At 32.9% G+C, this 14,233-nt stretch carries 15 protein-coding genes; 6 read left to right on the forward strand and 9 right to left on the reverse strand.

Annotated elements, in window-relative coordinates; all coding sequences use genetic code 11:
* Positions 1-106: 106 nt before the first annotated feature.
* The 5 genes from PQO00_RS10210 to PQO00_RS10230 all read right to left on the reverse strand — a co-directional run bounded on the left by PQO00_RS10210 (position 107) and on the right by PQO00_RS10230 (position 4,037).
* Positions 107-1,627, reverse strand: a complete 1,521-nt coding sequence (locus tag PQO00_RS10210) for a protein kinase (RefSeq protein WP_274184754.1) — start codon at positions 1,625-1,627, stop codon at positions 107-109.
* Positions 1,628-1,770: 143 nt separating this feature from the next.
* On the reverse strand, positions 1,771-2,316 hold the full coding sequence (locus tag PQO00_RS10215) for a hypothetical protein (protein WP_106660225.1): 546 nt from the start codon (positions 2,314-2,316) through the stop codon (positions 1,771-1,773).
* 292 nt (positions 2,317-2,608) lie between these two features.
* Positions 2,609-2,962 (reverse strand): hypothetical protein, encoded by a 354-nt coding sequence (locus tag PQO00_RS10220; protein ID WP_274184755.1) that lies wholly within the window; start codon positions 2,960-2,962, stop codon positions 2,609-2,611.
* 2 nt (positions 2,963-2,964) lie between these two features.
* Positions 2,965-3,414: a Panacea domain-containing protein gene (locus tag PQO00_RS10225; RefSeq protein ID WP_274184756.1), complete on the reverse strand. Its 450-nt coding sequence runs from the start codon at positions 3,412-3,414 to the stop codon at positions 2,965-2,967.
* Positions 3,415-3,500: 86 nt separating this feature from the next.
* A complete protein-coding gene (locus PQO00_RS10230) occupies positions 3,501-4,037 on the reverse strand; it encodes a hypothetical protein (RefSeq protein WP_274184757.1) in 537 nt (178 codons plus the stop codon).
* A 192-nt stretch (positions 4,038-4,229) separates the two neighbouring features.
* On the opposite strand from PQO00_RS10230, the gene PQO00_RS10235 reads away from it, so the two are divergent.
* The 4 genes from PQO00_RS10235 (at position 4,230) to PQO00_RS10250 (ending at position 8,651) form a co-directional block, all read left to right on the forward strand.
* Positions 4,230-4,826 carry a SprT-like domain-containing protein gene (locus PQO00_RS10235; RefSeq protein WP_274184758.1) on the forward strand — a complete coding sequence of 199 codons (597 nt, stop codon included), beginning with the start codon at positions 4,230-4,232 and terminating at the stop codon, positions 4,824-4,826.
* Between the two features lie 364 nt (positions 4,827-5,190).
* Positions 5,191-6,270, forward strand: a complete 1,080-nt coding sequence (locus tag PQO00_RS10240; RefSeq protein ID WP_274184759.1) for a mannose-1-phosphate guanylyltransferase — start codon at positions 5,191-5,193, stop codon at positions 6,268-6,270.
* Positions 6,271-6,279: 9 nt separating this feature from the next.
* Positions 6,280-7,743 (forward strand): DUF389 domain-containing protein, encoded by a 1,464-nt coding sequence (locus tag PQO00_RS10245; protein ID WP_274184760.1) that lies wholly within the window; start codon positions 6,280-6,282, stop codon positions 7,741-7,743.
* Between the two features lie 23 nt (positions 7,744-7,766).
* A complete protein-coding gene (locus PQO00_RS10250; RefSeq protein ID WP_274184761.1) occupies positions 7,767-8,651 on the forward strand; it encodes a hypothetical protein in 885 nt (294 codons plus the stop codon).
* A gap of 25 nt (positions 8,652-8,676) precedes the next feature.
* Here PQO00_RS10250 and PQO00_RS10255 read toward each other — a convergent pair whose 3' ends face one another.
* Together PQO00_RS10255 and PQO00_RS10260 are read right to left on the reverse strand one after the other, a co-directional pair.
* Positions 8,677-9,444 carry an ABC transporter ATP-binding protein gene (locus PQO00_RS10255; RefSeq protein WP_274184762.1) on the reverse strand — a complete coding sequence of 256 codons (768 nt, stop codon included), beginning with the start codon at positions 9,442-9,444 and terminating at the stop codon, positions 8,677-8,679.
* A complete protein-coding gene (locus PQO00_RS10260) occupies positions 9,441-10,181 on the reverse strand; it encodes an ABC transporter permease (protein WP_274184763.1) in 741 nt (246 codons plus the stop codon). The genes PQO00_RS10255 and PQO00_RS10260 overlap by 4 nt, the downstream gene beginning before the upstream one ends.
* Positions 10,182-10,289: 108 nt before the next feature.
* Here PQO00_RS10260 and pafA point away from each other — a divergent pair, with 108 nt between their 5' ends.
* A complete protein-coding gene (gene pafA / locus PQO00_RS10265) occupies positions 10,290-11,957 on the forward strand; it encodes an alkaline phosphatase PafA (RefSeq protein ID WP_274184764.1) in 1,668 nt (555 codons plus the stop codon).
* 1 nt (position 11,958) lies between these two features.
* Positions 11,959-12,765 carry a DNA/RNA non-specific endonuclease gene (locus PQO00_RS10270; protein WP_274184765.1) on the forward strand — a complete coding sequence of 269 codons (807 nt, stop codon included), beginning with the start codon at positions 11,959-11,961 and terminating at the stop codon, positions 12,763-12,765.
* Positions 12,766-12,838: 73 nt separating this feature from the next.
* On the opposite strand, the gene PQO00_RS10275 is transcribed toward PQO00_RS10270, so the two are convergent.
* Both PQO00_RS10275 and PQO00_RS10280 read right to left on the reverse strand, forming a co-directional pair.
* Complete coding sequence (locus tag PQO00_RS10275; protein WP_274184766.1) at positions 12,839-13,687, reverse strand: glycosyltransferase family 2 protein; 849 nt, start codon at positions 13,685-13,687, stop codon at positions 12,839-12,841.
* Between the two features lie 23 nt (positions 13,688-13,710).
* Complete coding sequence (locus PQO00_RS10280; RefSeq protein ID WP_274184767.1) at positions 13,711-14,232, reverse strand: methyltransferase; 522 nt, start codon at positions 14,230-14,232, stop codon at positions 13,711-13,713.
* Position 14,233 lies beyond the last annotated feature (1 nt).

Raw genomic sequence — 14,233 nt, forward strand, 5'->3', positions numbered from 1 at the left:
GTGGGTTAGCACTTAACTTTGCAAGTACACACCAAACTGAAAATCCGTGAGGATTTTCAGAAGTAGGTGAGAACAAGCAATTACTTATAGCCATTGTTGTATGCCATTATTTTTGTTTTCTCCTTTTCAATCTATGTCTCCTCATCATCCTTTCCATAAATGACATTCCTTTATTATACTCATTCATCCATTCATTTATATATTCTCTAAATTCGTCAGTAGTCATTTTATTATGACGACCATCATAAGTAGAAGAAGTCAAATTATATGTTGACCTCTTATTAAAAATAACAAATGAACCTCTAAAAAATCTAGACACGTGTCTTGCAGTTTCAGGAATTTCATATCCCATTTCATTGTAATCGTAGCGATGCTCAACTAAATCGTATTTATCATAACTTCCTGGATAAATTTCGGACACACTTTCTCTATCGTGATTTTTTTCGTATGGTATTTTCTCGTCTTCATTTTTGTAAACTCCTGAAGATTCCAATTCATCAAGCTCCAATCTGAAATAATTCCACTCTGGGTCAGCTCCAAAAGATTCAAAGACTAACCTTTTTGGTTTAACAATATCTGTAAGACCACCAAAATCTAATTCTATGCAATCTCTTTCATATGATTTTTTTGTTCCTTCTAAATCTAAACCACCACCATCTGGGAAAAATAAGTGATTTAAGTTATCATATGAGCCAATGACATTAAGCACCTTAATTATATCCTCATTTTCTTCCCAGATTACTCTTTTAGGAAATGAGGTTGGAAAAAGTTTAGTTTGAATTTCAAACCACTGCTCTAGATTTTGTTCGTGAAAATTCTCGTTTAATAATTTCCAATCTTCGAGCTCATTTATGAATTGCTCCATAGTAGGCCTTTTTTCCGGGTCATTATCTGTTGAAGCAGTTAGTAACTTGTCAATTGGACTTGTATAGTGAGAATTGTAAAATTGTCTTAATTCGATGATTGAGTCAGTTGAATATTGTCCATCAAATCCTTTCTGATTTTCAGTTAAGATAATCCAAAGTGTTTTAGCGAGAGAATATACATCTGCTTTTAAGCTATCAGCCGAAGATGACTCTCTTTTCATTTCAGGTGCCATTGTCCATTTAGCACCTATGATTTCATTTTTATGTGAGATATCCTTTTTGTTTGGAAAGTCAACTAATCCAAAATCAGCTATACAAAATCTTGAATTAAACAAAAGAATGTTGGGAAGCTTGATATCTCGATGTGATATTTTTCTATCGTGTAGATTTTTTAGTGTATTAGCAATTTCAATGACTGCATCAACTTTATTTTCAATTGATTTGCCATTTAGCTCCCTTTCAGCGTTACTAGCAACTGGCATAACAAAATAAGGAATGTCAGTTTTTGAAAGTTTTTTTGGTAAGTTTTTATCAATTATTGGAATTATTCCTTCAATATCAGAGTTTGCTTCTATTACGCTTATTTCATCCAAAAAGCGATTATACGATTTTTGCTTAAGAGTTTTAATGAGTTTCATAGCTCCAAATTCACCTTTTGAATTTACACATTTCCATACTTCACCATTCCCACCTCCACCAAGGTAGGAAACCAAAGTCCAATCATTAAATTTTTGATTTTTTTTAAATAGTTTTTTACTCATTTGGTTTTAATGGCATACAACGGTCTTGTGTAAGGAACGTTGCGTGTTTGAGTGCGAGGATTTTCCGAAGGAAAATCAGAAGCTAGCAAACAAAGCAACGACCAAACGATTAAACTAAAATAAGCAATGTTTTTTACACGGTGTTACCCAACGTTTTTATTTCTGTTATACAATTCGGTTTCTTTTCTTTCAAATGCTGGAATTGCTATAATACTTTCCCAATTTTTATCTATTTCGGGAAATTTATTTAGCAATTCGGTCATAAAAATCCGCCAACCTTCGAATTCCTCTGTCGCAAAAGATATTTTATTATCAGATTCAATTTTTAAACAAATATCATCTGTTGTAATTCGGTCAACTTTAAATCCAGTCAGTTTTTCAATCTCTGACCATTTGAATTGAGTAATTTCTTCATCATAATTGATCTGAAATCCGTTTTTAGTCAGTTCAATTTTTTCAATTTTTTTTCTTTTTTTGGTTTTCTTTTTTCTTAAAATAAAAATTAAGCAAGATATAAGCAGGACAATAAATATAAAAGCTATTCCAAAAATCACAAGAGTTATCCAAACTGTAACATAATTTAAATCAGGAGCAAAGGTTTTTAAAATTGACTCAGCGGAGAAGAAAAAAACTAATGATAATAAAATAAATAATACAAAATGGATTAGAATTATTTTTGATTTCTTCATTCGGTTTAAATGTTGGGTAACAATTGTATATGCGTACCGGTACGCATATTTCTTATTTGTCGATACCGCTAATCTAGCGGATTTTTAATTGTTTTGAAAGTGTTTTTTGCTCCAGTATGTAATTTCTGTCCTACTACTAGAACCAAGTACCTAAGAGCACTTGTGTTTGTCTTAAGTCTACCCGCAATTCCAAAAGACGTGGACACACCGTAGCTGCCGACGAAGCAGGGATTGGGTATGAAGCGAGCGAAATACTTCTATGGCCCTGCCAAGGATGGCTCATTTCAATAAATTATTTTATTTCTCCATTTTTAATCTGTGGAAATAAATTTCTCAAAATTATTAACATCATTCCAATAACATTTATGGTGGTGGTCGTAAGCAAGGCTATAATAACATTATCGGAAAGACAAACAAAAGAATTATTTAAAAAGACAATGATTATAACTGAAGCTAACCATAGGACTATGATAGCAGAAAAAATATACACAAGATTTGTTCTTAATGTAGTATCCTTTAAAAAACGCTGAATCTCTGCCTCTTTTAAATGTAAGTTTAAAGTTGCAGTATTATTTTTTGCAACCTCTAAACTTTCAAAATCGGGTACCTCTATTTGGTCAGGTAGTGTATTTAAATCAATGCTCACTTTTAAGCAGTTTTTAGTTTTGAACCATAATGCTGTAAAATATCATCGTCGTTAATTTCTGAATTAGAGCCTTGGCGATAAACTTTTTGCCAGGGTGTTTCCATTTGGTGAGTAAGTGCACTTAAATAAACCCCATCGTATTTCCCATACATGGACCAGATTTTCTCTAAAAATTTTTTGTCTTCTGGAGATATATTTTCTTTTACGTGGCTTGGTATTTCTTTTTTTATGGTGCTTTTTCCGTAATCTTTTATGCTATTGTACAAAGAAGGAAAAACAGGTCCAAAATCCCACGCAACAGCCTTTTCATTTAGAAGTCTTTCTTTTTTGGTTAATGCCAAATACCAACAGTAGGAGAGATAAGTCAGTTTTATAACTTTCATAGGGGTCATATCATCAGACGTATGCTCCTTTATAAAATAATTAGCTATTGTAGTCGGATTATAGGGCATAGTATCAAAATTTTAGGTTTTCTAATTTGTTATACAAAGATACTAAAAATCAGAACTGTAATCTAAATTTATTTAGATCACAATGTTTACCATAAGTCATCTTCCGATAGCTTATTAAAGTCTGTTATTTTTTGAAAAGTGAAATCTAATATTTTTGAAGGTTTCTTAAAAAAATCCCTCTTAAATCTTTTATTATTTTTATTTAAGACCATATACTCAATATCTTCCACTGCTCGTTTGCCCAAAGTATCACTTTGTTTTTCAACCAATTTAATGGATTTGATGGTAACTCTATATTGTCTTTCTTTAAATTCTATGACAGCGAATGCCTTTATATAATTATGGGAAACCATACTTGGTGTAGATAAATATGTGGATCCGTAGGTTTTGTAATCTGGTGAAAGTTGATTGATTTTAGCCGTTAGTTTTTTTTCATTAACCACTATGATATTTTCAAAATAGCCAGAAGTTTTAAGGGTTTCCTCAACTTGTTCCTTTGTTAAGTCCGTATCATAAACCTTTTGCCAAATAACTTGTCCGTTATTGATTTTAAAATTGCTTAGTTTGGAGGCACTAAACCCAAATATGACTACAGAACAAAGGAGGAAAAAAAGAGATTTCATATATAGACTTATTAAAAGTTATTGTTTTTTCAAAAACTATACCATGATTTTAAGACAAAAGCAGGATTTGGTTTTGGACGGCATATTATAAAGCACATAGCGCTCGGTATTGTTTATCATTGATTAAATATTTTTATTTTTTTGTGAGAAAACGTTTGAGAAAGAAAGCATAAAACCTTTATTTTTGTCTTAATGGAGAACCTGCTTCAAAATTATATTCCAGAAACAGCCATGTCTCAAGTTTTAAAACTTTTAGAGCATGATAACTTAGTAGTGAAAATTAAAAGTGAACGTAAAACCCGTCATGGTGATTACATGCGTTTACCAAATGGAAAACACCAAATAACCATTAATTCCAATTTAAACAACTATCGGTTTTTAATCACATTAGTACATGAAATTGCCCATTTTGAAGCCTATAAAACCTATGGTAAATTTATAAAGCCACATGGCATAGAGTGGAAGCGTACATTTCAGCATTTAATGCTGCCATTTTTAAATCCAGGGATTTTTCCAGATCATTTGTTGCCGCTTTTAGCAAAACATTTTAGAAACCCGAAAGCGAGTAGCGATACCGATACCGATTTAGCATTGGCATTAAAACAGTTTGACGCACCAAATAATAAAACCTATATTTTTGAAGTTCCTTTAGATAGCACTTTTAAGCTGTATAATGGTAAAGTCTTTAAAATGGGGCGAAAACGTGTCAAGCGTTTTGAGTGTATCGAAATAAGCACAGGAAGAGTTTATTTGTTTAACCCTAATGCTGAAGTTAGCTTAATAAATTAAATTAGCATAAATTTGGTTGCAGGGCGTAGTCGGAGCAAAAACAGGAAAGTAGTATAGCTGAGTCGCTATAAAATAGCATAGAATATTTAGAAATAAAAAATTGAAGTTCAAGGCAAAAAGCGTAGGCATAGCCTAGTTACGGCGAGTATTTTTAACGAAGAAATTCGGTTTTTTACTCTGAAGTTTCATGTTATTTTATATGGATTTAGCTATAGCTTTTCAACGCTAAGGTAGAAGTTGAAAAGTCTTATTCCTGCAAAGGCAGGAATCTTATGAAACGAAACTAAATATAATGATTTGTAGGTTTTTTCTTTAAATTATAACAAGTAAACCCTTATTTTTATTGTAAATAAAAAATAAATAAATGAATAAAAACTATTATGCTATTTTAATGGCTGGTGGTGTAGGTTCCAGATTTTGGCCTGTAAGCACTCAGGACTTTCCTAAACAATTTCACGATATGTTAGGAACTGGTGATACGTTGATTCAGAAAACCTTCCATCGTTTAGCAAAATTAATACCAGAAGAGAACATTTTTATTTTAACTAATGAGCGCTATAATGGTTTGGTGATGGAACAATTGCCAAGTGTTACAAAAAGACAGGTTGTTTTAGAGCCCGCCATGCGAAATACAGCGCCTTGTATATTATATGCATCGTTAAAGATTCAAAAAGAAAATCCAGAGGCAGTTATGATTGTAGCTCCCAGTGATCATTGGATTGAAGATGAAACGGCTTTTTCTAATAATGTGCAGCAGGCATTCCATTTTTGTTCTAAAAATAATGCATTAATGACTTTAGGTATTCAACCTACATTTCCTAATACGGGATATGGATATATAGAATACGGCAAGACTTCTAAAGAGGTTGTAAAACCCGTTAGCCAGTTTAAAGAAAAACCTGTTTATGAAGTAGCGAAACAATACCTTGAACAGGGTAATTTTTTATGGAACGCGGGTATTTTTATGTGGAGCGTAAAAAGTGTTGTAGAAGCTTTTAAAATTAATCAACCAGACCTGTTTACTTTATTTGAAAGTGGAATGGATGTTTACAATACCGATTTAGAAGATGGCTTTATCCGGGATAACTATGGCAAAGCAGAAAGCATTTCGGTAGATTATGCCATTATGGAAAAATCCAGTAATGTTTATGTCATTGCCGCGGATTTTGATTGGAATGATCTTGGTACTTGGGGGAGTTTATACGATAAGTTAGATAAAGATAAAGCCGAAAATGCCATAGTGAACGCCAGAACCTTAGTAGAGGATGCTTCTGGAAATATGATTCGTACTAAGAATGACAAAATAGTAGTGGTTGATGGCTTGAAAGATTATATTATTGTAGACAAAGATGAAGTTTTGCTTATCTTTCCTAAGAAAAAAGAGCAGGATATTAAAAAAGTACTTCAAAAAGTAAAGGATAAATTTGGAGAGCATTACGGTTAAAATATAATTATGAGCGAAGAAAGCAAATTCAATTTTTCGGAAGAAGAGACCAATCAGGATAAAGCCGTTGAGCAATCAAAAGAAGCTGTAAAAAAAGACGCTAAAGGTTTGTTTCAAAGTATTAAAACCTTTTTTAGTGAGTTACTTGATTTTAGAGATGACACAGACAGAGATGCTACCGTTGAGGCTATTAAAAAAGATATTTCTTTTAAAGGAGCCACTGCGTGGATTTTAATTTGCTCAATCTTTGTGGCTTCCGTTGGTTTAAATGCCGACTCTACTGCTGTTGTTATCGGAGCCATGTTAATTTCTCCATTAATGGGACCTATTCTTGGTGTCGGGCTTTCTATAGCTATTAATGATATTGATACCTTAAGAAAATCGTTAATAAACTTGGCAATTATGATTGTTTTAAGTTTGTTAACTGCTTTTTTATTCTTTTGGCTGTTTCCTTTAAGCGAAGACAATTCTGAACTTTTAGGCAGGGTTAAACCAGATATTCGAGATGTTTTAATTGCATTTTTTGGAGGACTGGCATTAATTATTGCGCGTACCAAAAAAGGAACCATAGCTTCGGTTATTTTTGGTGTAGCCATAGCTACAGCTTTAATGCCGCCATTATGTACTGCGGGTTATGGACTGGCAAAAGGTAATTGGGAATACTTTTTAGGTGCTATGTATTTGTTTACAATAAATACGATTTTTATTGCTTTGGCAACATTTCTTGTACTGAAGGTCCTGCGTTTCCCTATGCTTAAATATGTTAATTCCAAGAAGCGTAATCGTATTTCTAAATTGGCAACATTATTAGCCGTGGTAGTCATGGTTCCAGCTGTATGGACATTTTTAAATGTTTTAAAAGAAAGTAATTTTAACAGAGACGCTAAGAACTTTGTGAACAGTGAGTTGAATTCTTTGCCTCATGCCGAATATTTAAAAAATAATGCAGGATACAAATATTTAGGAAAGGAAGGATCTGTTATTGAATTAAATACCTTTGGTTTAGACGAAATTCCTGAATCGACTATCTCACTTTTACAGGGTAGAATGAAAGATTATAATGCCTTAACAACAAGTCGGCTTATAGTAAATCAAAATAAATCTAAAAATTTAGATAATTTTAGGTACATGGAAGAGTTGCGTACGCGCGATTCCCTTGATCTACTATCTCAAACTCAAAAAATAGCTTATTTAGAGAATAAGGTAAAACAACTTTCAAAATTAGAACGTAACTATATTGCTTTTGATGAATTAATAAAAGAGGTTAAAATTAATTATGAAACGATTGAGCAATTTTCTTATGCCAATGTTATAAATTCTAATTTTACCAAAATGGATACATTATCTGTTTTTTCGGTAAAATGGACAGATGCTTCTAAAGAGGAAATAAGAAAAAAGGATAGGGACAAGCTTGAAAAGTGGTTGAAACTAAAACTGGACTTAGACACTTTGATGGTAAAAAGAATGAACTAGTTTTTAAATCTAAAAAGAATAAAATGAAAAATAATGTTTTAGGTATTGTTTTAACGGTTCTTTTGTTAGGGGTTTCATGTAAACAAAAACAAGAAGGAAATCAGGTTAAAGATGGTTCGAAGAACAAGCTAAGTTTAGATTTAGTTTGGCAAACAGATACGCTTCTAACTACCAGCGAATCTGTTCTTTATAATAAAAAACTAGATATTATTTTTGTCTCGAATGTTAATAATTCTCCATGGGAAAAAGATAACAATGGCTTTTTGTCAACTATAGATGTGAAAGGGAATATTTTAGAGCTAAAATGGCTTGAAGGTTTAAGCGGCCCCAAAGGAATGGGTATTTTTAATGATAAATTATATGTAACCGATATTGATAGAATTATTGAAGTAGATATAAAAACACAAAAGATAATTAATAGCTATGCTGTAGAAGGGGAGCCTCATTTAAATGATATTACGGTGAGCACAGAGGGTGTTGTATATGCATCTGGATCTAATACAAATTCGATGTATGTTTTAAAAAATGGAAGAGTAAGTATTCTTGAAATGGATACAGAGGGGCGATTAAATGGACTGCTACATCAAAATGAGCATATATTTTTTGCAGACGCTGGGAAACAATGTTTTGGAAGCTATAATTTAAAATCAAACACTTCTAAAATTCTTACAGAAGGCGTTGGATATGGAGATGGTGTTGTAAGATTGGAAAATGGAAATTTTATTGTGTCTGATTGGAAGGGACAAATTTTTTATATTGATGCAGCCAATTGGCAAAAAATGCTATTGCTAGATACGCGTGAAGCTAATATTAATGCGGCGGATATTGATTATATTCCTGAAACACAGATGTTGTTAGTGCCTACCTTTTTTAATAATAGGGTCATGTGTTATAAGCTTAATTTGTAATAACAAACACATAAAGAAGAAACCGTTATTTATTTTCCTCTAAGTACATTTTACGAACTTTCTTAAATAAGTTTGAAGAATATACAAAGTCTGTAACCGCTTCATTATCAGTTTTAAAAATGGTTTGATTAGAGCCTTCCCAGGCTTTTAGTCCATTTTTTAAAAACACAATTTTTTCGCCAATCTCCATAACGGAATTCATGTCATGTGAATTAATAACCGTAGTAATTTGGTATTCATCGGTAATTTCTTGAATAAGATTATCTATAACGATGGCCGTTTTAGGATCAAGCCCCGAGTTAGGTTCATCACAAAACAAGTATTTCGGATTGTTTACTATGGCTCTGGCAATCGCAACACGTTTTTGCATGCCTCCAGAAGCTTCACTAGGCATTTTGTTATGGGCATCGTCTAAATTTACACGCTTTAAAACAAAGCTGACACGGTCTTCCATTTCACTTTTATTTTGATTAGTGAACATTTGCAACGGAAACATAACATTTTCTGCAATAGTCATAGAATCAAATAAAGCGCTTCCCTGAAATACCATACCAATTTCGGCACGTAGATTTCGTTTTTCATCTTCAGTTAATTGTGAAAATATTTTTCCATCGTAAGAGATAGAGCCTTCTTCGTAATCAAACAAGCCAAGTAAACATTTAAGAAAAACAGTTTTACCAGAACCACTTTGCCCAATAATAAGATTCGTTTTTCCTTTTTCAAAGCTTGTGCTAATGCCTTTTAAAACCTCAACACCACTAAACGATTTATGTAAATTTTTTACTTCTATCATGAGCCTAACATCATATCGGTTAATATATAATTTAACAGTATAATGACTACCGATGTCCAAACAAAGGCCGTTGTACTCGCTTTTCCAACCTCAAGCGCTCCACCTTTCATATAATAACCATGAAAAGAAGGAACAGTGGCAAGAATAAAAGCAAATACAAACGTTTTTATAAAAGAATAAATTATATGAAAAGGTTGAAAGTCGGTTTGAATCCCTAAAACATAATCCTCTAATGATGTATAACCTCCAAAAACACAAGCAGCCATACCGCCAAGGATTCCTAAGAACATCCCTATAGCGATGGCAAAAGGGTATAAGGATAACGCAATTGTTTTAGGTAAAACGAGATAATTTAAAGAGTTTATTCCCATGACCTCTAAAGCATCTATTTGCTCGGTAACACGCATGGTGCCTATACTGGATGTTATGAAAGAACCAACTTTTCCTGCCATGATTATAGAGGTGAATGTTGGCGCGAACTCCAATACAATAGATTGTTTAGTAGCAAATCCAACCAAATATTTAGGAATGAGAGGATTGTTTATGTTTAAAGCAGTTTGAATCGTTATAACACCACCAACAAAAAATGATATAAAGGCCACAATACCAAGTGAGCCTATAATCAAATCGTCAATATCTTTTAATATTAATTTCTTCATCACAGACCATTTAGTAGGTTTGCGAAACATCTCAAAGATCATTAAAAAATAAGCACCAATATTATGAAGATATGTCATATAAAAATTTGTTAGTGCTAAAGTAAAAAAAGTTAATGGTATTTAACCTTAATTTTAAATTTTGATGTATCAAAATATGTATTTTTGAGTTGTAAAAATAAGATTGTCATGATAAAAAATACATTCTCACTCTTTTTTGTTTTCTTTTTTTGTTTGTCCTGTAAGACACAAAACCAAGTGGTAGAGAAGGAAATGGCACATATAATGGCGTCTAATCCAAAGTTGGTAGTAGGTATTGTAGTAGATCAAATGCGATATGATTACTTAACACGGTTTTATAATAAGTTTGGTGAAGGTGGTTTTAAACGTATGATGCGTGAAGGTTTTAATTGCAAGAACAACCATTTTAATTATATCCCGACCTACACGGGGCCTGGTCATACCTCAGTGTATACAGGTACAACACCAAAATATCATGGTATTATTGGGAACCACTGGTATGATAAAGAAATTAAGAAAACAGTGTATTGTGCTGGGGATGATGCTGTGCAATCTGTAGGAACTAAAAGTGCAGCAGGGCAAATGTCCCCTCACAGAATGAAAACGACGACATTTGCTGATGAAAATAGATTGTTTACTCAAATGCGAGGAAAAACTATTGGTATTTCAATTAAAGATAGAGGCGCTATTTTACCTGCCGGGCATACGGCAAATGCAGCCTATTGGTTTCATGGATCCAAAGAAGGCCATTGGATTTCCAGTTCGTTTTATTTGAATGATTTACCAAACTGGGTGAAGGATTTTAATGCCTCTAAAACAGCAGAATCTTATTTAAAAGTTTGGAATACGTTGTATGATATCGATTCGTATACAGAGAGCGGAAGTGATTTAAATACTTTTGAAGGTGGGTTTAAGGGGAAAGAAACGGCAACCTTTCCTTATGATTTAGATGCCTTAAAAGAAGAGAATGGTAACTTTGATATTTTAAAAACAACTCCTTATGGAAATAGCTTGACTACAGATTTTGCTTTAGCGGCATTGGACGGGGAGCAATTAGGGAAAGATGCGATTACAGATGTTTTGACAATTAGTTTCTCCTGTACAGATTATATTGGACATAATTTTGGAGTAAATTCAAAAGAAGTAGAAGACACCTATCTACGTTTAGATAAGGACTTAGAAAGATTATTAGCTGTACTTGACACCAAAGTAGGGAAAGGGGCGTATACTGTTTTTTTAACTGCAGATCATGGAGCGATAGACGTGCCGGCATATTTACGGTCTGTTAAAATTCCTGCGGGATATTTAAATAATACTGAGCGTAAAGAAAAATTTCAAGAGTTTCTGAAGGCTAGTTTTGGAACAACAGATGTTCTGGAAAATATTAGTAATAATCAGATTTTCTTAAATAGAGAAAAAATAAAAATACTAGGATTAGACTTGAATGAGGTTCAGAACGCTATCGTAAATGAGCAGATAACCTATAAAAACATTTCAAAAGCTTATACGGCAACAACGATGGGCTCTGTTGATTTTACTACAGGAATCGAAGCTTTATTACAGAACGGATTTAATCAAAAAAGATCGGGAGATGTATTGTTAGTAGATGATCCTGCCTACATTTCTTATGGAAAAACCGGATCAACCCATGGTAGTGGTTTAAATTATGATACCCATGTACCGCTTTTGTTTTTTGGAAAAGGGATAAAGAAGGGACAGACCTTTCAAAAAACACACATAACGGATATAGCTCCAACGATGTCTGCGCTTTTAGGGATTAGTTTTCCTAACGGAGCAACGGGTCAACCTTTAGAGTTTGTTTTAGATTTTAATTAGTATGACTAAAAAGACTTTTTATTCGCTAATAGCCATCCTTATTGTTTTTGGGATTTATGGCTATGAGTTTTTTTTAAATCAAGAGGAAGTACTTGATATTGTTAATAAGGGTAAAGAAGTAAAAAATAATACGAATGCATATTTTCTGCCTACAAGTACTACAAATCAAATAATTCACCATGAAGGGTATTCATTGTCTTATAGTGAACCGCATGAACAGGCCGAATGGGTTGCTTATGAATTAAAAAAGGCACATGTATCCAATAGCCATTTTAAGCGCCCATATTTTGAAATAGACAAAGGCGTTGAAACAGGTTCAGCCCATTGGAGAAACTACAAAAACTCTGGATATGATCGCGGACATTTGTGCCCGGCAGGAGACAGGAAGTATAGTCAAAAAGCTCATGATGAAACATTTTTAACAAGTAATATTAGTCCCCAAGAACATCAATTTAATTCTGGTATTTGGAATAAGCTTGAACAGAAAGTGCGTTATTGGGCAGGTAAGTATGATGGTGTTTTTGTTGTTACTGGGGGTGTTTTAAAAGGCCATATGAAAACTATTGGAGAGGAGGCTGTTTCTGTGCCTAACCAGTTTTATAAGGTTTTAATAGATAACAATTCGGGTAAAACGAAAATGATTGCATTTTTAATACCACATAAAGCTTCGGAAGGACCATTATATGAATTTGTTGTTTCTGTGGATGCTATTGAGGCTTTAACCGGTATAGATTTCTTTCCTCAATTAGACGATACTTTAGAAACTCAGCTTGAAGCATCCAGTAGTTATAAAGGTTGGAGTTTTTAATAATATGTTTTGTCATTCCCTCGAAGGAGGGAATCTTATAAATTGGACTTCTTTTGTTCTTTCTGAAAATTCTCTATCTAAATTTATTTAGAATCCCTTTCCAACGCAAGTCGCGAATAAATACACCTTCTTGCTCAGAAACTAAATAGGGAATATTATTTTTCTTAGCTTTAAAATAGCCGGATATATAGTTTTTGAATAACGTAAAACTTCTTTTTTTATAAGCTAATTTCATTGCAGAAATTAGGGTAATAATAAAACCATAGCGCATTTTGTACATGGCTTCTCCCTGCAAATATTTTGAAGCCTTATTGTAACTCATCCCTGTTGGTTTTAAGTGCTTTACTTTTAAAGATGCATCGGTTAAAATATCCCAATTATAAAATTTGGCTAATAGCTCATCAACAGTATCCCAACCCATAGATGGTTTGAGTTTTCCAATTTGGAGAAAACAGTTTTTTCTATATGCCTTTAATGCACCACGAATATGGTCTTTTCTTGTTAAGTTTTCCAATACCCAATCATTATTCTTTTCTATATAGCAAAAGCCTGAAACCATCCCCAGTTTTTTATTTGCTTTATAGTGATTGGATAGTTGTTCTAAATAGTTATTAGGAAAAATGAGATCGGCATCAAATTTACAGATCACATCATAGTTATCATCTAAAGTGTCATAGCCTTTGTAAAAGGCATTAATAATTTTTGAGCCAGGTAAATGTTTGTTGGACGATTTAGAATTTACTAAGGAAATCCAAGAGTATTTCTCTGTGTAAACTTCAACGATATCCTGTGTTTTATCAGTAGAATTATCATTAACAACTACGATACGTTTTGGCAATAGTGTTTGTTTGGTCAATGAATTTAACGTAAGATCTATAGAACTTTGCTCATTGTGCGCAGGAATAACGATATAGAAATTCAAAATAGAAGTTTATTTATTCAAAGTTAAACTCTTTCGGCATAAATAATATAATATCTAGGCGTAAACCAGCGTAGAATGGGTCTAATTCCTATTTTTTTTACAGGATTTGTCCATTTTTTACTATCTATAATTTTCCAACCAGCCTTTTCTAACAACCAGTCGAATTGCCAATCTTCGAACTCGTGGTAGTGCCTGTCCAACATATCTGTTTTACTTCTATACGCTGAAGAAAACCATAATTTAAGGGGGACACTCGCTACTAATTTATTCGCTTTTATAGATTGTAAAACAGTAAAAGGGGATAGTAAGTGTTCAAAAATCTCAAATGCTGTAACGACATCGGTCTTAGAGTTTTCAATTGTGGAAGTGTCTAGATCAATATCCTCACCAAGCGTATTTTTAACAGAATAACCATTTTCTTGCATGATTTTTGTAAACGGGTTTACGACACCTAAATCTAAAATAGTTTCGGAATTAGAAATGTGTTTTTGCAAAAATTGAATGGTAAGCTCAAAGCGCTTGTTTGGATAGTTTTTCTCGTACATT

The organism is Flavivirga sp. 57AJ16 (assembly GCF_028736925.1).
GTDB lineage: Bacteria > Bacteroidota > Bacteroidia > Flavobacteriales > Flavobacteriaceae > Flavivirga.